Genomic DNA, 18,369 nt, shown 5'->3' on the forward strand with positions numbered 1-18,369 from the left:
CTATGTATATCGGGATCGATCTTGGCACCTCTGGCGTGAAGGCGATTCTGCTCGGTGAGCAGGGCGAGGTGTTGGCCTCGCATACGGAAAAACTCAGCGTGTCGCGACCGCACCCGCTGTGGTCGGAGCAAGATCCCGAAGCATGGTGGCAGGCGACGGACCGCGCCATTCTGGCATTGGGCGAGACGCATTCGTTACAGCAGGTAAAAGCGATGGGCCTCGCCGGGCAGATGCACGGCGCGACGTTGCTTGATAAAAATAACCGGGTGCTACGCCCGGCTATTCTGTGGAATGACGGTCGCTGCGGCGAAGAGTGCGCACTGCTGGAAGAAAAGGTTAAAAATTCCCGTGCGATTACCGGCAACCTGATGATGCCCGGTTTTACCGCGCCGAAACTGCTATGGGTGCAGCGTCACGAACCAGAAATATTTGCTCGTGTGGCGAAGGTCTTGCTGCCTAAAGATTTTCTGCGTTTGAAAATGTCTGGCGTATTCGCCAGCGACATGTCCGACGCGGCGGGGACGATGTGGCTGGATGTGGCGAAACGCGACTGGAGTGATGACATGCTGGCTGCCTGTTCGCTTTCACGTGCGCACATGCCTGCGCTGTTTGAAGGTAGCGAAATTACCGGCGAATTGTTACCCGAGATCGCCCGGCGCTGGGCGATGCCCGTCGTTCCGGTTGTCGCGGGCGGCGGAGATAACGCCGCTGGGGCTGTCGGCGTCGGTATGGCAGACGCAGGCCAGGCGATGTTGTCGCTGGGCACATCCGGGGTCTATTTTGCCGTCAGCGAAGGGTTCCTCAGTAAACCCGAAAGCGCGGTACACAGTTTTTGTCACGCACTGCCTGGCCGCTGGCATTTGATGTCGGTAATGCTTAGCGCGGCGTCTTGCCTGGACTGGGCGGTGAAGTTAACGGGGCTGGAGTCGGTTCCGGCATTGATTAACGTCGCGCAACAAGCGGACGATAACGCCGGGGATCTGTGGTTTTTACCCTACCTTTCCGGCGAGCGTACACCGCATAACAACCCACAGGCGAAAGGCGTGTTCTTTGGTCTGACGCATCAGCATGGCCGCGAAGAACTTGCCCGCGCTGTGCTGGAAGGTGTCGGTTTCGCGCTGGCGGATGGTATGGATGTCGTCCACGCCTGTGGCGTCACGCCGCAAAGCATTACGCTTATCGGTGGCGGTGCGCGCAGCGCCTGGTGGCGGCAAATGCTGGCGGATATCAGCGGATTGCAGCTTGATTACCGTACCGGTGGCGATGTGGGGCCTGCGCTGGGCGCGGCGCGGCTGGCGCAAATTGCTGTCAATCCGCAAACGCCTTTGACGACGTTACTGCCGCAACTGCCCGTTGAGCAACAACACGCACCGGATGCTGGCCGACATGCCCATTACGCGCCACGACGCGAAACGTTCCGGCGTATCTATCAGCAGCTACTGCCACTGATGTCCTGATTTCGTCTGCTTATCCGGCCCGCTGTTCAGGTGGGCTGGAATCACCATGATGTTGTCCTTTTTTGGTCTTAGCGGACGCAAAACTCCTTGCCACAATAGCATTAACCTTACTGAGCAAGGAGTCCTGAAATGTCCCGCACCGCGCTGATTAACATCGACACACAGCAATCTTTTTTCCATCGTGACTACTGGCAAGAGACGGATTTCGCCGCGTTTCAGCAGGCTATCTCCACGCTTATTGCTGGCTGTGAAGCTCGCGGCGTACCGGTAGTCGATATCTTTCATGTCGCCGACAGCGGGCCGTTTGCGCTGGAGAGCGGTTTTGTCGCGCCGATGCCGTTCCTCAAACACCAGGCGGCGGTGACATTTCATAAACATGTACACAATGCCTTTACCGATACCGGGCTCGATCACTGGTTGCGTAGCCGCGATATCAACCACCTGATTATTTGCGGTATTCGCACCGAACAGTGCTGTGAAACCACCGCCCGCGTCGCGTCAGATCTGGGGTATCGCGTGACCTTTGTCAGCGAAGCGACACTGACCTTCCCGATGACGCATAAAGGGGTTACGCTGGACTGCAACGCGCTGCGCCATCGCACCGAAACCGTGCTGGAAGGCCGCTTCGCTGCCATTAAAACCGTCCACGAAATTCTGGAACTGTAATGACCACAGATGTCTGGTTTGTGATGTTGCCCGGCGTGCTGGCGCTGGATATGTCTGGCCCGGCGGAAACCTTCGCGCTGGCGGGGGATGCGTTTCGCCTGCACTACATTGGTCCGCAGCCCGATGTGTCAACGTCAATAGGTCTGACGATGGGCAATATCGCGCCGCTACCGGAGTCGCTGCCAGCAGGCAGCCTGCTGGTTCTGCCTGGCGTATCCGATTCCTCACGGTTATTCGACACGCCACAGGCGAACGCGGTGCGTCACTGGCTGATGCGCCTGCAACCGCTGATCCACAGCCAGAGCATTACGTTGATGTGTGTCTGTTCCGGCGCGGTGCTGGCGGCGAAAGCCGGGTTGATGAACGGCATTCAGTGCACCACCCACCATGATGTCATTGCCCGTTTACGCGCGGCGGCACCTGCGGCGCTGGTCAAAGAGAACCGTATTTTCATTGAGGATCGCAGCATCTGGACCAGTGCGGGCATCACCTCCGGTATCGATCTGGCGCTGCATCTGATTAACCGCTTTTGCGGGCCAGAGACGGCGCTGGCGGTCGCGCGGGAAATGGTGGTCTGGTTCCGCCGTTCCGGGGAAGATCCGCAAATTTCACCGTGGCTGCGCTATCGTAACCACCTGCACCCGGCGGTGCATCGCGCGCAAGATGCGCTGACGGCGGAACCGCAAAAAGCCTGGCAACTGAGCGACATTGCCGAGCGGGCGCACGTCAGCCCCCGGCATTTAACGCGCCTGTTCCAGCAACATCTCGGGATTAGCGTGCGTGATTATCTGGAGCAGTTGCGGCTGGCGATTGCCGAACAGTATCTGCTGCAAGGGCGCGGCACCGAACAGGCCGCGCTTGCTGCGGGGTTCTCCTCACCGCGCCAGCTACAACGGGCGCGCCAACGGGCGATTAACTGACGAAACGGCGTTTGTCGAGGCGTTGTACCAGCATCGACAGCGCCAGGCTTGCCAGCAGCGTGGCGGTGAAAATCCACACGATATCGAGCAGCGGTGACGCGTGGATTTCAACGCCGCGCGTGCGCAGGGCGTGAATAATCAGCGCGTGGAAACCGTAAATACCCAGCGAGTGGTGAGAAATCAGCGTCAGCCCCGGCAGCGTGCGGCTATTCAGCGTGTTTTTGATGAGCGTAAACAGCGCAATGGCACACAGAAAGACCATCGGTCCGCAGTAGAGATACCAGGTATCGGCGAAATTGCCGCGCCATTTCAGCTCATTGAGCGTACCGCGTGAAATCACCAATACCGCGGCTAAAAACAGGGCGGCGCAGGCCCAGCTTAATGCCCGTTTTTGCGTCTCCATCATGCCGATAGCGCGCCCCAGCATACCGTACAGAATGTAGTAAAACGTATCCCCGCCAATATAAAGATTGACCGGCAGCCACTCAAAACCGCCGATTTTCTGCGACACCGTGTTCGGGTTGGCGACAATGCCAATCACCACCACTAACGCCAGCAGCATTTTGCCGCTGAGCGCTTTCACCTGAATCAGCGGCGAGACCAGGTAAATGACGATAATGGCGAAGAAAAACCACAGGTGATAGAACACCGGTTTTTGCAGCAGATTTTTCAACGACAGCTCGCTGTTAATTGAGGTAAACAGCACGATATAGAGCAGGGCTATCAGGCTGTAGAAAACCAGACAAAGCGCGATGCGCAAGAAGTGGCGCGGCTGTGCGCTGCGTTCGCCAAAAAAGAGGTAGCCGGAAATCATAAAAAACAGCGGCACGCTGACGCGAGAAGCGGAATTGAGGATGTTGGCGATGTTCCAGTCGAAAGTGGTAATGCTGGCAGGATTGGTGATGTACCAGGTGGTGGTATGGATCATCACTACCATTAAACAGGCTATCCCTCGCAGATTATCTATCCAGTAAATTTTCGACGGCATCAGTTCCTCTGTTTTCACGTTAAAGACAACTCCCTCAGACTGTAAGATTATCTACCTGTCTCATTAGATAATTCTGAGTTTTACCGCTCTTGCTTGTGCGTTTTGCGCAGATTTGCAAAATTTGCGTCCCCACCTTTAAAAATAACAGCCCACGAGCAGGCAGTGATAAAAATGATGAAGTGTATTGCCCCCGCGCTGGTGCTGCTATTAGCAGGCTGCAGCGCCTCTGCCGATATTCCAGCGCAGCAAGCGCAAAAAGCCAGACCCGGCCCCGAACATTCGCTGGATATGGAAAACGCGTGCAGACAAAACGCCGCACGGCGTTACAACACCGGCGTACAACAAATTGATGTCACCGGTTTTGAACAATTTCAGGGCAGCTTTGAAATGCGAGGCATGACGCCGCGCCGGGAAGCGTTTGTCTGCACTTTTGACGCGGAAGGCCAATTTTTACACCTTTCGATGCGCTAAACCTCCAGATTCCCGCCTGAAGGCGCGCGCTTTCCCCAATTTTCCTTAAACAAACCCGTTTCGTACTGTATATCTTGCAGCCAGCGGGTATACTGGGCGCTTCCTTTAAATCCACACGTATCCAGCACGAAAGAATATGCAAAAGTTTGATACCAGGACCTTTCAGGGTCTGATCCTGACCTTACAGGATTATTGGGCTCGTCAGGGCTGTACTATTGTTCAACCTCTGGACATGGAAGTGGGCGCCGGTACATCGCACCCGATGACCAGCCTGCGCGCGCTGGGGCCAGAACCGATGGCAACCGCGTATGTGCAACCTTCCCGCCGTCCGACCGATGGACGCTATGGCGAAAACCCGAACCGTTTACAGCACTATTATCAGTTCCAGGTGGTGATTAAGCCGTCTCCGGATAACATTCAGGAGCTGTACCTCGGGTCACTGAAAGAGCTGGGTATGGATCCGACCATTCACGATATTCGATTCGTGGAAGACAACTGGGAAAACCCGACGTTGGGTGCCTGGGGTCTGGGCTGGGAAGTGTGGCTGAACGGCATGGAAGTGACGCAGTTTACTTACTTCCAGCAAGTTGGCGGTCTGGAGTGTAAACCGGTTACCGGTGAAATCACCTACGGTCTGGAACGTCTGGCAATGTACATTCAGGGCGTGGACAGCGTTTACGACCTGGTCTGGAGCGATGGCCCGCTGGGTAAAACCACTTACGGCGACGTGTTCCATCAGAACGAAGTGGAGCAATCCACCTACAACTTCGAATACGCGGATGTCGACTTCCTGTTCAGCTGCTTTGAGCAGTATGAAAAAGAAGCGCAGCAGCTGCTGGCGCTGGAAAACCCGCTGCCGCTGCCTGCCTACGAGCGCATTCTGAAGGCCGCCCATAGCTTCAACCTGCTGGATGCGCGTAAAGCCATCTCCGTGACGGAACGTCAGCGCTATATTCTGCGCATCCGTACGCTGACCAAAGCAGTGGCTGAAGCGTATTACGCTTCCCGTGAAGCCCTTGGCTTCCCGATGTGTAACAGAAATAAATAAGAGGCGGCCATGTCTGAGAAAACTTTCCTGGTGGAAATCGGCACCGAAGAGCTGCCACCAAAAGCCCTGCGCAGCCTGGCCGAGTCCTTCGCTGCCAACGTTACCGCTGAGCTGGATGCGGCGGGTGTCACCCACGGCGACGTGCAGTGGTTTGCCGCGCCGCGCCGTCTGGCGGTAAAAGTCGCGAAACTGGCGGCTTCCCAGCCGGATCGCGAAGTGGAAAAACGCGGCCCGGCGATTGCCCAGGCATTTGATGCTGAAGGCAAACCGAGCAAAGCGGCTGAAGGCTGGGCGCGTGGTTGCGGCATCACTGTCGATCAGGCCGAGCGTCTGACCACCGACAAAGGTGAATGGCTGCTCTATCGTGCGCATGTCAAAGGCGAAAGCGTGGAAACGCTGCTGCCAAACATGATTGCTAACTCGCTTGGCAAGCTGCCGATCCCGAAACTGATGCGCTGGGGCGCGTCGGACGTGACTTTTGTCCGTCCGGTTCACACCGTCACACTGTTGCTGGGCGACACCGTGATTCCGGCAACCATTCTGGGTATTGCGTCCGATCGCGTGATTCGCGGCCACCGCTTTATGGGCGAGCCGGAGTTCACCATCGACAACGCCGATCAGTACCCGCAAATTCTGCTGGAGCGCGGCAAAGTGATTGCCGATTACGACGCGCGTAAAGCGAAAATCAAAGCGGATGCGGAAGAAGCGGCGCGTAAGATTGGCGGCAATGCCGATCTGAGCGACAGCCTGCTGGAAGAAGTGACCTCGCTGGTGGAATGGCCGGTGGTACTGACCGCGAAGTTCGAAGAGAAATTCCTCGCCGTTCCGGCGGAAGCGCTGGTTTACACCATGAAAGGTGACCAGAAGTACTTCCCGGTGTATGGCAATGACGGCAAATTGCTGCCGAACTTTATCTTCGTCGCTAACATCGAATCGAAAGATCCGCAGCAGATTATCTCCGGTAACGAAAAAGTGGTGCGTCCGCGTCTGGCGGATGCCGAGTTCTTCTTTAATACCGACCGTAAAAAACGCCTCGAAGATCATCTGCCGCGTCTGCAAACCGTGCTGTTCCAGCAACAACTGGGTACGCTGCGCGACAAGACCGATCGTATTCAGGCGCTGGCGGGCTGGATTGCCGGGCAGATTGGCGCGGATGTAAATCACGCCACGCGCGCGGGCCTGCTCTCCAAATGCGACCTGATGACCAACATGGTGTTTGAATTCACTGACACCCAGGGCGTGATGGGCATGCACTATGCGCGTCACGACGGCGAAGCAGAAGACGTTGCGGTGGCGCTGAACGAGCAGTATCAGCCGCGTTTTGCCGGTGATGAACTGCCGTCGAACCCAATTGCTTGCGCACTGGCGATTGCCGATAAGATGGACACCCTCGCGGGGATCTTCGGTATCGGCCAGCATCCGAAAGGCGATAAAGACCCGTTCGCACTGCGCCGCGCGGCGCTGGGCGTGCTGCGTATTATCGTTGAGAAGAACCTGGCGCTGGATCTGCAAACCCTGACCGAAGAAGCGGTGCGTCTGTACGGCGACAAACTGACCAACGCGAAAGTGGTCGATGATGTGATCGACTTTATGCTGGGTCGTTTCCGCGCCTGGTATCAGGACGAAGGCTACAGCGTGGATACCATTCAGGCGGTGCTGGCGCGTCGTCCGACCAAACCGGCAGACTTTGATGCGCGTATGAAGGCGGTTTCGCACTTCCGTACGCTCGACGAAGCGGCGGCGCTGGCGGCAGCGAACAAGCGCGTTTCCAATATCCTGGCAAAATCCGACGAGACGCTGAACGATATCGTCCACGCCTCGGTGCTGAAAGAAGCGGCGGAAATCAAGCTGGCGGGTAACCTGGTGGTGCTGCGCGATAAACTGCAGCCGTACTTCGCCGAAGGCCGTTATCAGGAAGCGTTGATCGAGCTGGCGCAGTTGCGCGAGCCGGTGGATGAGTTCTTTGAGAACGTGATGGTGAATGCCGACGACAAAGACGTGCGTATCAACCGCCTGACATTGCTGTCTAAATTGCGTGAACTGTTCCTGCAGGTTGCGGATATCTCTCTGCTGCAGTAATCGTCATGACAATAAAAAACCCGCTGCGGCGGGTTTTTTTATGTCTGGCGTCAGGGCTACGGCCTGTTTTGCTCACCGGGGTAAGGGACGAACGGCGTAAACGTGGCGTTGACGCGAACGTTGTTACGGCCTGCGCGCTTGGCTTCATACAACGCATTATCGGCGCCCTGGATAAGCTGCCCGTACTCTGAGTGGCTTTTCTGACAGAGGCTGGCGATGCCAATACTGACGCTAACGATACCACCTGGAGAACTGGCGTGGGGCAAATCCAGCAACTGTACGCTGGTGCGCAGTTTCTCGGCAAGCTCAACGGCATCGGCGCAGCGGGTTTCCGGTAACAGGGTGCAGAATTCTTCCCCGCCGTAACGGAACAGGACATCAGCAGGGTTTTTCAGCGCGCTACGCATCGCGGTGGCGATTTGCTGCAAGCACTCGTCACCGCGCTGGTGGCCATTGCAGTCGTTATAAAGTTTGAAGTAATCAACATCAATCAACAGCAGCGACAGCGGCTTGTTATTGCGCTTGCTGGCGCGCCATTCACGCTCAATACAAAGGTCGAAATAACGGCGGTTACCCACACCGGTCAGCCCATCTGACAGCGATTGTGATAAAAGCTCATGCGCCTGGTCACGCAGTAGGGATTCGCGGCGCACGGCGGCGGTAACATCGACTATCTGAATCAGGCAATAACGTTCCGCATCGCCTAACGGCACAATGGTGACCGCCTGGCTCAGGCGCGCGCCAGGGCGTGAAGGTTCGGTGTAGAGCGGGAAGGGCGAACGGTGCAAAGATTGCGAAAGCAGGGCAGATAAATTGTGGCCAATAGCCTGACGAATCGCATCGCCGACACGGTGATACGCCAGGTCGGGGAATACGCTAAAAAAATCCTCGCCAACCGTATCGCAGGCCGCACGCCCGGTGTGCGTTTCTAACCACGCGTTCCACAGGGCGATACGGTAGTGTGCATCAACAATGATCACACCGAGGCTTAAGGATGAAAAGGCGTCAAACAACAACTTATCTTTCATTTTCAATGCATTCCATCTGGAACACTGCCGGTTTCTAAGCGGCTGATATAAAGCCGGATCTGTTCGCGTAAGTCGCGCAGCGCGGACATATCAAGGATAAAGGCGAGGTATCCCTGAATTTGCTGGCGCTCAAGCGCAAAATCGATGCGCAGCATCATCACCAGCGGGTCGTTGTCATCTTTATTTGGATTGAGGATCTGCTGGCTGCTGCCCACGCGAACGACGGGCAGCGAACCTTGCAGCTCTTGCTGGAACATATTGGCCAGCGTCCCGACACAGGCGTTGAGCACAATATTGCCGATTTCGCTCATCGCTTCGCGTTCCATCTCGCCCAACTCATGCGCGGGGATCAGGTCACCCACCATCATGCGCACAATTTCAAAACTGGCGGCTTCCGGAAACATCAAAATCGCTTCGGTGGCATAAGCGCCCTGATAGTGCTGGCTAATGCCGAATAATGCTATGCCCGCTCCCAGCTCTTCAGCGGCTTCAGAGCGCGGCGTAAAGCGGATCGTCGGCACTGACATACGCACTTCTTCATTGACGATATTGCTCATCGCGGCGGCGGCCTGACCAACGCCAATGTTGAAGATCTCCATCAGGCTGTCGGTTTCAATTTCGCTGATATCCGGCAATTCACTCATGGATGTGCCTCCAGGCTGTTCAACACCGCGTGGAGTTGCGGCTCTTTCAGCGGTTTTGGCAGAAAGCCGAGACCGAGCGCTTGCGCAGCGGTTTGGATGGAGTGCTGAACGTTGGCGGTGAGCAGAATGATATGCGTGCCAGGGTGCGTCTGGCGGATGCGCGACGCGGTTTCCATGCCGCCAATACCCGGCATGTTTACATCCAGCAAAATCGCATAAGGTGTGTGCGCCGATGCCAGTTCGATCGCCTCTTCGCCCGTTCCGGCTTCGTCGATTTCCCAGTCCTTATGCAGGCTGAGCACATACTGGCGTGAAATCATGCGTGACAGGCGGCTGTCATCGACAATCAGGATATATTTCGACATCATTCATTCTCGTCTGGTGATTCATTGCCTGAAAAGGACAATGTAAAGCGCCCGGGGTGGATCTCTTTCCTGATGAATGCGGCTTAACGCCTCAGCATCGTTGTGTTTTCACATAACGCGCTGTTTCGTTGTTTCCTTTGTGAAATTCTCTTCCCGGTTTACACGCACGGCCTGCTACTTTTAGTTAAGTCACCATATTCATCGGCAATAACATGCAAATGATTAGCCTCTTTATGACGAGATGGTGAAAATTTAATCTTGAAGAGGGGCGATGATGCGACTATTCTTTGCCCCGACGAATCTCTCGTCTCACCGGAGCACCCTCTGAAAATGAACAAACACGACTGATGAACTCGGATCCTTGCTAAACGCGCAGGCGTTGGCAGGGGATGTATTGATTTCATTCAGGAGTGCTTATGGCTCATTGCGCCCAGATCCCCGCTTTTATTTTGCATCAGCTCACCTGTCAGTTTGCGACGGGCGATACGCTTTTTGGCCCGCTTACCCTCTCCCTTGAACCGTCGCTGTGCGGTCTGGTGGGGCGCAATGGCGTGGGCAAAACGCAATTACTCCGTCTGCTTGCCGGGTTAGCCATACCTGCCAGCGGACATATCGAACGCTTCGGCACGCATACGTATGTTGCACAGCAGCACGCGGTTTCTGCGCATACCACGCTTGCGGAACTGCTGGGTTACACAGGTGTTTTCGCGGCCCGCGAGCGTGTCGAACAGGCCGCTTACCAGCCCGACGATCTCGACAAACTTGAAGGCTACTGGGATCTGCCGGAACGCCTGGCAGCGGCTTTTTCTGACGCCAGACTTCCCACTTTCGACCCGTACAGACCGGCCATGAGCCTGAGTGGCGGCGAGCGCGTGCGGGCACTGTTATGCAGTGCGTTTATCGCCAGTACGGATTATTTGCTGCTGGATGAACCGACCAACCACCTCGACAGGCAGGGGCGCGAGTGGTTTTACGCACAGCTGGCGCAGCGAAACGGCGGTGCGTTGGTGGCGAGTCACGATCGCGAGCTACTGGCGCTGATGCCGCGCATTCTTGAACTCACGCCCAGTGGGTTGCGCAGTTATGGCGGCAATTATGACGACTACCAGCGCCAGCGCGATGCAGAACAGCAAGCCGCGCGGGCAATGCTTGAACACGCCGCCAACGAGCGTCGTCGTACCCGCAGCAGGATGCAAAAAGAGCATGATGCCAGCCAGCGGCGCTCGGCGCAGACGCTGCGAACCGTCGATTCGTTAAATATCGCCTCGTTTGAACGCGTGAAATACAAAAACGCGGCGAAAGAGCGGCCCGATAGCTGGCGCAAGCAGCACCGCGACCAGAATGAGGCGCTTAATACCGCCGTTAACCAGGCGCGTGAACGGGTGGAAGAGGAGATGCCGGTGCTGTTTACGCTGCCCGGCAGCCACCTTCCCGACGGTAAGCAGGTGCTGGTGATGGAAAATCTGCTGCTGCCGCACGTGGCGCTTCCTCCGCTTAACTGGCGTATGGATGGCCCAATGCGCGTAGCGGTGCGCGGGCCGAATGGTTGCGGTAAATCGACGCTACTGAAAGTGATCCTCGGCGAGCTGGCTCCCCGCGCCGGTCTGTATCAGCGCGCGGTTACCTGCGCGTACCTTGATCAGCACTTATCGCAGCTCGATCTCTCGCTGTCGGTGCTGGCGCATCTCAATGCTGGCGATACGCCGATGGAGGAGGGGGTGCTGCGCACCCGGCTGGCGCAACTGCAACTGGGGGCAGATAAAGTAGTGTTACCGCTGGCGGCGCTGAGCGGCGGGGAGCGTTTAAAAGCGGCGCTGGCGTGCGTACTGTGGCGGCGCGATGCCACGCAGTTGCTGCTGCTGGATGAGCCGACGAACCACCTCGATCTGGCGTCAACGCAGGCGATTGAAGCGGCGCTGGCGACATTTCCTGGCGCGATGCTGGTCGTGTCTCACGATGCGTCATTTCTTCAGGGATTAACGCTTACGCACAGTCTGGTATGGCGGGAAGAGGGCTGGTACTGCGAAGCGGAGTAAGGTCGACATTAACCCCCGGATTAGCGGGGGTTCTACCATCACTATTTATTCAATTAACTGCTTACTGAGCGTTGGGTTCGCATGAATCAGACGCATCAGTTTCATCTCGGTGGCAGTGGGTTTTATTCGTTGTGATTCCCATTCATGCACCATCGATACTGAGACTCCCATGGCACGAGCGAAGTCATCAATTTTAAGCCCGGTTCCACGTCGCAATTGTTCAAAGTCACTAAAGAAATTCGGCTTTTTGCTCAGGGTTACCGGCTGCGTTACGTCTTTTTTAAAAACAATTTGTTCCAGGCTGCTTAGCAGCTCAAATTCTGGATCTTTATATTCCATCGAGCACTCCTCGTAAAATCACACAGCGGGATCGTGATACAGCTCATTAAGAATAGTCGTGAAAATTCCTGGTGTGGTGGTTGCGCCAGTGATTATTTATGCGTCGAAACGTTTTGCTGCAGTTGAGATGCACCTTTTGACAGTGGAATATCGCTTAATTGCTTGATTACTCTCAGGCTGTATTTATTCAGTATATTTTTGTAAACCTTCAGCAGAATTTTCGATTAAGAATAATCTGTACCGATTCGCGGAAAATTTCATGCCAGGTCGGTTTCGCGCGTTTAAGAATGCATTGAAGGGGTATCTTGCGAAGCAGACCTGGACTATCCTTGTAAGCCTTCAGGCACGCGTGTGCCGGTATGCGCTTTTATGGGTGAAAGGAGTAACAAAATGGCGACAGGAAAGTCCTGCTCTCGCTGGTTCGCGTCTCTTGCGGCGTTATTAATGGTAGTAAGCCTGAGTGGGTGTTTTGACAAAGAGGGCGATCAGCGCAAGGCGTTTATCGATTTCCTGCAAAATACGGCCATGCGCAGCAGCGAACGACTGCCTGCGCTGACGGCGGATCAGAAAAAACAGTTTGGCCCGTTTGTCTCTGATTATGCCGTGATTTATGGCTATTCCCAGCAGGTTAACCAGGCGATGGACTCCGGTCTGCGTCCGGTGGTGGACAGCGTTAATGCTATCCGCGTGCCGCAGGATTATATGACGCAGCGTGAACCGCTTCGCCAGGCTAATGGTTCGCTGGGCGTGCTGAGCCAGCAACTGCAAAACGCAAAAATGCAGGCCGATGCGTCGCATGCCGCGTTAAAGCAGGCTGACGATCTGAAACCGATTTACGATCAGGTGTTTACCAAAGTGGTCACTAATCCGGCAAATGCGTTGCAACCGTTGATCCCGGCGGCGCAGGTATTTACCCAGCAACTGGTTCAGGTGGGTGATTTTATTGCTCAACAGGACACGCAGGTGAGCTTTGTTGCCAACGGCATTCAGTTCCCGACGTCGCAACAGGCCAGTCAGTATAACGCGCTGATTGCGCCGCTGGCGGCGCAGCATCAGGCGTTCAACCAGGCCTGGACGGCAACCGTCGCTGCCACACAGCAGTAATCTGGTGCAGGCAAAAAAAGAGGCGACATGTTCGCCTCTTTTTTATTGCGCTTTGCATTAGTTCGCTACTTGCGGGTTGACGCAGTTTTTCTCAACCTTGCCGTTCAGCGCGTCGATCAGGTTATCTACCGCGCACTCCGCCATGTTGTAGCGTGTTTCATGTGTTGCAGAACCGATGTGCGGCAGCGCCACAACATTGGGCAGAGACAGCAATGGCGAATCAACCGGCAGCGGTTCTTGTTCAAAGACATCCAGCCCGGCGGCGTGGATCTCGCCGTTTTTCAGCGCCTCGATCAGCGCCGCTTCATCAACCACCGGGCCGCGCCCGGCGTTGATAAAGATGGCCGATTTTTTCATCATCTCAAACTGTGCCTTGCCGATCAGGTGATGCGTCTCGTCCGTCAGCGGTAGCACCAGGCAGACGAAATCGGACTCTTTCAGCAGCGTGTCTAAATCGCAATAGCGAGCCTGAAAGCGTTCTTCCGCCTCGGTGTGGTGGCGACGCGCGTTGTAAAGAATCGGCATGCCGAAACCGAAGTGCGCGCGCTGGGCCAGCGCAAGGCCGATGCGCCCCATGCCGATAATACCCAGCGTTTTATGGTGCACATCAATACCAAACCAGTCAGCGCCAATGCCGGATGTCCATTCGCCCGCTTTCACCCGCTCAGCCACTTCCACCACCCGGCGCGCGCTGCTCAGTACCAGTGCCATCATGGTATCGGCGACCGTTTCCGTCAGCACGGTCGGGGTGTGCATCAGCAGGATTTTACGCGCGTTCAGCGCATCCACATCAAAGTTGTCATAGCCTACCGAGATAGTCGACGTGGCGCGTAGCTGCGGCATTTTCTCCAGCAGTTCGCTGTCCACTTTTTCGCTGGAACCCAGCAACCCTTGCGCGCTGGCAAAGGCTCCAGCGTGTTGCGCCACCGTTTCCGGTTTCAGGTTCGCCACGCGAGTCACGGTGAAATGCGTTTCCAGACGTTGCAGCAAATCATCGGGCAAGGCTTTGTACAGGATGATGGATGGCTTCATGCGGTTCTCCCTTGTGATGGTGCGCCTGCCGGGATCTGCTTATTGTTAGCAGGCTTAACAATTAAAGTAAGCCACACGGAGGCGAAAAGCGCCACCCCCATGAAAATGTACGAAGCCGCCGGGCTGCCGGTGGCGCCGTTGAGATAACCCACCACCCAGGAGCCGCAGAAAGAGCCCAGCGCGCCCATACTGTTGATGAGCGCCATTGCCCCACCGGCGACGTTGCGCGGCAGCATTTCAGGAATAATGGCGAAGAAAGGCCCATAAGGGGCGTACATCGCCGCGCCAGCAACCACCAATAATGAGTAAGAAACCCAGAAATGATTTGCCCCAACCGCCCACGAGCCGATAAAGGCAAACGCGCCAATCAGCAGCAGCGGCCAGACGAAGAGTTTACGGTTTTGCAGCTTGTCGGATGCCCATGAAGCCAGAAGCATCGCCAGCGTCGCCGCCAGGTAAGGCACGGCGGAGAGCCAGCCGACTTCAACCATACCCAGGTTTTCACCGCCGCTGCGAATAATCGACGGCAGCCACAGAACAAAACCATAGACACCAATACTCCAGGCGAAATATTGCAGGCATAACAGCACCACATTGCGTGAGCGGAAGGCTTCGCTGTAGTTGCGCACTGCTTTAATGCCCTGTTGTTCTTTATCAAGCTGGGTTTGCAGCGCGGTTTTCTCACTGTCCGACAGCCAGTTCACCTGCGCGGGTTTATCTTTTACCAGCACCCACCAGCAGAACGCCCAAATCACCGCCGGAACGCCCTCGATGATAAACATTTCGCGCCAGCCAAAGGACTGAATCAAATAACCGGACACCACCGACATCCACAGCACGGTCACCGGGTTACCGAGGATCAGGAATGTATTGGCGCGTGAACGTTCGGATTTGGTAAACCAGTTACTGATATAGATAAGCATCGCGGGCATCACGGCGGCTTCCACCACGCCGAGGATAAAACGAATGGCGGCAAGCATTGGGATATTACTCACCATGCCGGTTAACGACGCGCAACCGCCCCACAGGATCAGGCAGATAAAGATCAGCTTACGTACGCTGCGGCGTTCGGCGTACACCGCACCTGGGATCTGGAAAAAGAAGTAGCCAAGAAAGAACAGCGCGCCTAACAGCGAGGAAACGCCTTTGGTGATGCCTAAATCGTCGTTAATCCCGGCAGCGGAAGCAAAGCTAAAGTTGGCGCGATCGAGATAGGCCAGGCTGTAGGTAATGAACACGATCGGCATGATATACAGCCAGCGTTTTGTTGAATTTGTAGCGTTCATAAGGTTGCCTCTGTGGTTGAGGTGGTAACCGCCTGTTTGTAGGGTACAGTGCGGTAAATCATGTTTGGCGGCGGGGGCGTTACAGCGCGCCCAGCTCCGCACGGGTTGGCAATCCTTCGCTGTCGCCCGGCACCTGGATAGCCAGCGCGCCGATGGCGTTACCGCGGCGCACCGCTTCCGGCATGGTTTTGCCTTCCAGCAGGGCGCTTATTACACCCACGGCGAAGCCATCCCCGGCACCGACCGTATCGACGACGTTCTCCACTTTTACTGGCGCAACGGCGCCCTGTTTTCCGCTGGCGGTTTTAAACCATGCGCCATCGGCACCGGTTTTGATCACCACCGCTTTTACACCGCGTTGCAGATAGAAATCGGCAATCCCTTCCGGTGTGTTTTCGCCCGTCAGGATGAACCCCTCTTTCAACCCTGGCAGAACCCAGTCGGCCTGGAAGGCGAGGCGGTTGAGTTTTTCCACCATCTCCGCTTCGCTTTTCCACAGCACCGGTCGCAGATTAGGGTCAAACGAGATGGTTTTGCCCTGCGCTTTCATGCTTTGTGCAGCATGTTCCAGCAGCGCGTAAGAGGAGGCGGACAGCGCCGCCGCCACACCGCTGAGGTGTAAATGGCGGGCTTCGTTAAACAGCGCCGCGTGAAAATCGTCTGTCGAAAGGTGGCTGCCCGCCGAGCCTTTACGGAAATATTCCACGATGGGATCGGTTCCATTTTCGGCTTTCGATTTCAGTTGAAAGCCGGTGGCATAACGCCCGTCGAGCGTCACGCCGGCGGTACTGATATTTTCTTTACGCAGCGTATTGAGGATAAAGCGCCCGAAGCTATCATCGCCGACGCGGCTTACCCAACTGACCTGCAAACCCAGGCGCGCCAGCCCTGTGGCGACATTCAGCTCTGCGCCTGCCGCCCGCTTGATAAACTGCCCGGCATCAGCCAGATCGCCGGTTTCGCTGGCGACAAACATCGCCATCGCTTCGCCAATCGTAATGACATCCAGCGGTTTATGCATGATGGGGCTCCTCGCGTAACAAATTAACGTAATGACGGGTAACGGCGGTCAGATCCTCGCCCTCGAGCGGGAATTCGATACCACGCGGCGCATCGGCAGGTAAGTTATTCAGCAGCGCCAGCCAACGGGCATCGGCAGTGTCCGGCGGTACGGCGCGGAAACTGTCGCCATGTGTCACGGCGGCTTTGACATGGATATAACTGACCGCAGGCGCAAGCTGGCGTGCGGCGTTTTCAGGCGTTTCGCCAACCCACAGCCAGTTACCGGTGTCGAAGGTCAGGCTCACCGGCAAGGCAAGCGTGTGGCAGACGGCTTTAAAGCGCAGCATTGGCGCGAGTTTGCCGCAAGTGGTCTGGTCGTTTTCCACCACCAGCGGCACCGGGCTGGTCGCCAGCCAGTCGCGCAGCGTTTCCAGTGCAGCGTTATGGCGGAAGTGCCCGAGCGAGAGTTTTAACCACTGGGCTTTCAGCGTTTGCGCTTCTGCCAGCAAGGCCGGTAAGAGCGGGTTCAGTTCGCCATCCGCTTCGAACAGCGCTTCCGGTGCCGAATAACAGACTTGCAGATTGTGCAGGTCGATGGCGAAGGCCAGTGAGGCCAGATGGGCTAACGCTTCTTCGCTTAACAGTTCGCGGCGGATCTCAACGCCGTCGGCTCCGGCTTTGGCGATAATCGGCAGCAGGGCAATTTGCCCGCCCAGCGCCTCGATTTGCGTGTGGCCGTAAGCGGCGGTGACGACGATAATTTTTCTCTGCATTGTCCGACTCCCGGGCGATTTTCTCGCTTTCGTATGTCTTTAACGCTAGATGGAACCGGTTCCAAAGAAAAGATCGCTGTGCCGGAAGTATGATCGTCATCACGAAGGTTATTTAACGCGCTGTAGAACCGCGAACGATCAGTTCGCCGGAAAAAACCTGTTCACGAACGGTGTCGCTGTGTCCTTCAATGCGCCGCACGACTTGCTCGACGGCGGCAAAGCCGATTTGCCAGGTTGGTTGTTTGAGGGTGGTAATGCCAACGCCTGCCAGCTCCGCCCACTCCAGCTCGTCAAAACCGAGCAGGCCAATATCGCTGCCCCAGTTCAGACCGATGCGTTTTAGTGAGCGCGCCACTTGCAGGGTGAGTGCGCCGTTGGCGGAGATCACGGCTTTGCGCATGCCCCGGTGGCTGGCGTGGAACTGGCGCAGGGTATTATCGAGTTGCGCGGCCTCATGCAGCACAATTTCCGCGTTTTCCGCCACCATGCCGGGATAACGGGCAAGCGTTGCGCGAAAGGCGGCCAGGCGCTCGCGGCGAGTATTCACCGAGCCCAGTGGTTCACTCAGGAACAATAGCGCTTCAAAACCCTGTTCAATCAGGTGCTCGGTGGCGGTGGTGGCAGCCTGGGTGTTATCCAGCCCGACTACATCGCAGGCGAAATCGGGGATTTTGCGGTCAATCAGCACCATCGGCAGCGAGGATTGTTGCAGGCGGTTTAGCCCCTCTTCACGCATCCCTACGGCGTTAACCACAATGCCTTCCACCTGATAACTGCGCAGCAAGTCGAGATAATGCAGCTCCTGATCCACTTCGTTGTTGGTGTTACACACCAGCGGCGTGAACCCTTTTTCGCGACAGGCGGCTTCAATGCCGCTCAGCACATGCACAGAGTAAGGATTGGTGATATCGGCGATGATCAGGCCAATCAGGCGGGTACGACCGCGCTTTAACCCACGCGCCATCAGGCTTGGACGATAGTCGAGATCGGCCACCGCCTGCTCGATACGTGCCAGCAGCGCGGCGGAAAGCAGATGTTTTTCACCATTCAGGTAGCGTGAAATACTGGTTTTTCCCGTTTTTGCCGCTTTCGCGACATCGCTGATGGTTGGCCGCGCCGTTTTCGCCATGA

The 18,369-nt window shown here is 56.3% G+C and carries 18 protein-coding genes; 8 read left to right on the forward strand and 10 right to left on the reverse strand.

Annotated features, from left to right (window positions below):
* Positions 1 to 2 precede the first annotated feature (2 nt).
* The 3 genes from xylB to C813_RS23750 all read left to right on the forward strand — a co-directional run bounded on the left by xylB (position 3) and on the right by C813_RS23750 (position 3,043).
* Positions 3 to 1,457: a xylulokinase gene (gene xylB / locus C813_RS23740; RefSeq protein WP_017458218.1), complete on the forward strand. Its 1,455-nt coding sequence runs from the start codon at positions 3 to 5 to the stop codon at positions 1,455 to 1,457.
* Positions 1,458 to 1,586: 129 nt separating this feature from the next.
* Positions 1,587 to 2,123 carry an isochorismatase family protein gene (locus C813_RS23745; RefSeq protein ID WP_017458219.1) on the forward strand — a complete coding sequence of 179 codons (537 nt, stop codon included), beginning with the start codon at positions 1,587 to 1,589 and terminating at the stop codon, positions 2,121 to 2,123.
* On the forward strand, positions 2,123 to 3,043 hold the full coding sequence (locus C813_RS23750) for a GlxA family transcriptional regulator (protein ID WP_017458220.1): 921 nt from the start codon (positions 2,123 to 2,125) through the stop codon (positions 3,041 to 3,043). Before C813_RS23745 ends, C813_RS23750 begins: the two co-directional genes overlap by 1 nt.
* On the opposite strand, the gene C813_RS23755 is transcribed toward C813_RS23750, so the two are convergent.
* Positions 3,036 to 4,031: an acyltransferase gene (locus C813_RS23755; RefSeq protein WP_017458221.1), complete on the reverse strand. Its 996-nt coding sequence runs from the start codon at positions 4,029 to 4,031 to the stop codon at positions 3,036 to 3,038. The two genes, C813_RS23750 and C813_RS23755, sit on opposite strands and share 8 nt — an antisense overlap.
* A 171-nt stretch (positions 4,032 to 4,202) precedes the next feature.
* On the opposite strand from C813_RS23755, the gene C813_RS23760 reads away from it, so the two are divergent.
* From C813_RS23760 to glyS, 3 genes are all read left to right on the forward strand, one after another.
* The gene (locus tag C813_RS23760) at positions 4,203 to 4,502 is read left to right on the forward strand and encodes a YsaB family lipoprotein (protein ID WP_017458222.1); all 300 of its coding nucleotides are present in this window, start codon (positions 4,203 to 4,205) and stop codon (positions 4,500 to 4,502) included.
* Positions 4,503 to 4,638: 136 nt separating this feature from the next.
* Positions 4,639 to 5,550, forward strand: a complete 912-nt coding sequence (gene glyQ / locus C813_RS23765) for a glycine--tRNA ligase subunit alpha (protein WP_017458223.1) — start codon at positions 4,639 to 4,641, stop codon at positions 5,548 to 5,550.
* A gap of 9 nt (positions 5,551 to 5,559) precedes the next feature.
* Positions 5,560 to 7,629, forward strand: a complete 2,070-nt coding sequence (gene glyS / locus C813_RS23770) for a glycine--tRNA ligase subunit beta (RefSeq protein ID WP_017458224.1) — start codon at positions 5,560 to 5,562, stop codon at positions 7,627 to 7,629.
* A 56-nt stretch (positions 7,630 to 7,685) separates the two neighbouring features.
* On the opposite strand, the gene C813_RS23775 is transcribed toward glyS, so the two are convergent.
* From C813_RS23775 to C813_RS23785, 3 genes are read right to left on the reverse strand one after another with little or no spacing between them, the layout of a single operon-like run.
* The gene (locus C813_RS23775) at positions 7,686 to 8,657 is read right to left on the reverse strand and encodes a GGDEF domain-containing protein (RefSeq protein ID WP_017458225.1); all 972 of its coding nucleotides are present in this window, start codon (positions 8,655 to 8,657) and stop codon (positions 7,686 to 7,688) included.
* 2 nt (positions 8,658 to 8,659) lie between these two features.
* Complete coding sequence (locus tag C813_RS23780) at positions 8,660 to 9,301, reverse strand: chemotaxis protein CheC (protein ID WP_017458226.1); 642 nt, start codon at positions 9,299 to 9,301, stop codon at positions 8,660 to 8,662.
* A complete protein-coding gene (locus tag C813_RS23785) occupies positions 9,298 to 9,669 on the reverse strand; it encodes a response regulator (RefSeq protein WP_017458227.1) in 372 nt (123 codons plus the stop codon). Before C813_RS23785 ends, C813_RS23780 begins: the two co-directional genes overlap by 4 nt.
* Before the next feature lie 413 nt (positions 9,670 to 10,082).
* Between C813_RS23785 and C813_RS23790 the strand changes: the two genes are divergently transcribed.
* A complete protein-coding gene (locus tag C813_RS23790; protein WP_017458228.1) occupies positions 10,083 to 11,702 on the forward strand; it encodes an ABC-F family ATP-binding cassette domain-containing protein in 1,620 nt (539 codons plus the stop codon).
* 45 nt (positions 11,703 to 11,747) lie between these two features.
* On the opposite strand, the gene C813_RS23795 is transcribed toward C813_RS23790, so the two are convergent.
* Positions 11,748 to 12,041 carry an HTH-type transcriptional regulator gene (locus tag C813_RS23795; protein ID WP_017458229.1) on the reverse strand — a complete coding sequence of 98 codons (294 nt, stop codon included), beginning with the start codon at positions 12,039 to 12,041 and terminating at the stop codon, positions 11,748 to 11,750.
* Between the two features lie 390 nt (positions 12,042 to 12,431).
* Between C813_RS23795 and C813_RS23800 the strand changes: the two genes are divergently transcribed.
* Positions 12,432 to 13,145, forward strand: a complete 714-nt coding sequence (locus C813_RS23800; RefSeq protein WP_017458230.1) for a DUF3053 domain-containing protein — start codon at positions 12,432 to 12,434, stop codon at positions 13,143 to 13,145.
* Positions 13,146 to 13,202: 57 nt separating this feature from the next.
* Here C813_RS23800 and ghrB read toward each other — a convergent pair whose 3' ends face one another.
* The 5 genes from ghrB to C813_RS23825 form a co-directional block, all read right to left on the reverse strand.
* Complete coding sequence (ghrB, locus tag C813_RS23805; protein ID WP_017458231.1) at positions 13,203 to 14,177, reverse strand: glyoxylate/hydroxypyruvate reductase GhrB; 975 nt, start codon at positions 14,175 to 14,177, stop codon at positions 13,203 to 13,205.
* Positions 14,174 to 15,463, reverse strand: a complete 1,290-nt coding sequence (locus tag C813_RS23810) for an MFS transporter (RefSeq protein ID WP_017458232.1) — start codon at positions 15,461 to 15,463, stop codon at positions 14,174 to 14,176. The genes ghrB and C813_RS23810 overlap by 4 nt, the downstream gene beginning before the upstream one ends.
* 79 nt (positions 15,464 to 15,542) lie before the next feature.
* Complete coding sequence (locus C813_RS23815) at positions 15,543 to 16,484, reverse strand: sugar kinase (protein ID WP_017458233.1); 942 nt, start codon at positions 16,482 to 16,484, stop codon at positions 15,543 to 15,545.
* Complete coding sequence (locus C813_RS23820) at positions 16,477 to 17,238, reverse strand: sugar phosphate isomerase/epimerase family protein (RefSeq protein ID WP_017458234.1); 762 nt, start codon at positions 17,236 to 17,238, stop codon at positions 16,477 to 16,479. The genes C813_RS23815 and C813_RS23820 overlap by 8 nt, the downstream gene beginning before the upstream one ends.
* 112 nt (positions 17,239 to 17,350) lie before the next feature.
* Entirely contained in the window at positions 17,351 to 18,367 is a 1,017-nt protein-coding gene (locus C813_RS23825) for a LacI family DNA-binding transcriptional regulator (RefSeq protein ID WP_017458235.1), read from the reverse strand.
* Positions 18,368 to 18,369: the final 2 nt, after the last annotated feature.

It is taken from the genome of Kosakonia sacchari SP1 (assembly GCF_000300455.3).
GTDB lineage: Bacteria > Pseudomonadota > Gammaproteobacteria > Enterobacterales > Enterobacteriaceae > Kosakonia > Kosakonia sacchari.

What these genes read in the sequence shown, in the direction of transcription:
- xylB (WP_017458218.1), top strand. Translation starts at nt 3, where the DNA reads ATGTATATCGGGATCGATCTTGGCACCTCTGGCGTGAAGGCGATTCTG.
- C813_RS23745 (WP_017458219.1), top strand. Translation starts at nt 1,587, where the DNA reads ATGTCCCGCACCGCGCTGATTAACATCGACACACAGCAATCTTTTTTC.
- C813_RS23750 (WP_017458220.1), top strand. Translation starts at nt 2,123, where the DNA reads ATGACCACAGATGTCTGGTTTGTGATGTTGCCCGGCGTGCTGGCGCTG.
- C813_RS23755 (WP_017458221.1), bottom strand. Translation starts at nt 4,031, where the DNA reads ATGCCGTCGAAAATTTACTGGATAGATAATCTGCGAGGGATAGCCTGT.
- C813_RS23760 (WP_017458222.1), top strand. Translation starts at nt 4,203, where the DNA reads ATGATGAAGTGTATTGCCCCCGCGCTGGTGCTGCTATTAGCAGGCTGC.
- glyQ (WP_017458223.1), top strand. Translation starts at nt 4,639, where the DNA reads ATGCAAAAGTTTGATACCAGGACCTTTCAGGGTCTGATCCTGACCTTA.
- glyS (WP_017458224.1), top strand. Translation starts at nt 5,560, where the DNA reads ATGTCTGAGAAAACTTTCCTGGTGGAAATCGGCACCGAAGAGCTGCCA.
- C813_RS23775 (WP_017458225.1), bottom strand. Translation starts at nt 8,657, where the DNA reads ATGAAAGATAAGTTGTTGTTTGACGCCTTTTCATCCTTAAGCCTCGGT.
- C813_RS23780 (WP_017458226.1), bottom strand. Translation starts at nt 9,301, where the DNA reads ATGAGTGAATTGCCGGATATCAGCGAAATTGAAACCGACAGCCTGATG.
- C813_RS23785 (WP_017458227.1), bottom strand. Translation starts at nt 9,669, where the DNA reads ATGATGTCGAAATATATCCTGATTGTCGATGACAGCCGCCTGTCACGC.
- C813_RS23790 (WP_017458228.1), top strand. Translation starts at nt 10,083, where the DNA reads ATGGCTCATTGCGCCCAGATCCCCGCTTTTATTTTGCATCAGCTCACC.
- C813_RS23795 (WP_017458229.1), bottom strand. Translation starts at nt 12,041, where the DNA reads ATGGAATATAAAGATCCAGAATTTGAGCTGCTAAGCAGCCTGGAACAA.
- C813_RS23800 (WP_017458230.1), top strand. Translation starts at nt 12,432, where the DNA reads ATGGCGACAGGAAAGTCCTGCTCTCGCTGGTTCGCGTCTCTTGCGGCG.
- ghrB (WP_017458231.1), bottom strand. Translation starts at nt 14,177, where the DNA reads ATGAAGCCATCCATCATCCTGTACAAAGCCTTGCCCGATGATTTGCTG.
- C813_RS23810 (WP_017458232.1), bottom strand. Translation starts at nt 15,463, where the DNA reads ATGAACGCTACAAATTCAACAAAACGCTGGCTGTATATCATGCCGATC.
- C813_RS23815 (WP_017458233.1), bottom strand. Translation starts at nt 16,484, where the DNA reads ATGCATAAACCGCTGGATGTCATTACGATTGGCGAAGCGATGGCGATG.
- C813_RS23820 (WP_017458234.1), bottom strand. Translation starts at nt 17,238, where the DNA reads ATGCAGAGAAAAATTATCGTCGTCACCGCCGCTTACGGCCACACGCAA.
- C813_RS23825 (WP_017458235.1), bottom strand. Translation starts at nt 18,367, where the DNA reads ATGGCGAAAACGGCGCGGCCAACCATCAGCGATGTCGCGAAAGCGGCA.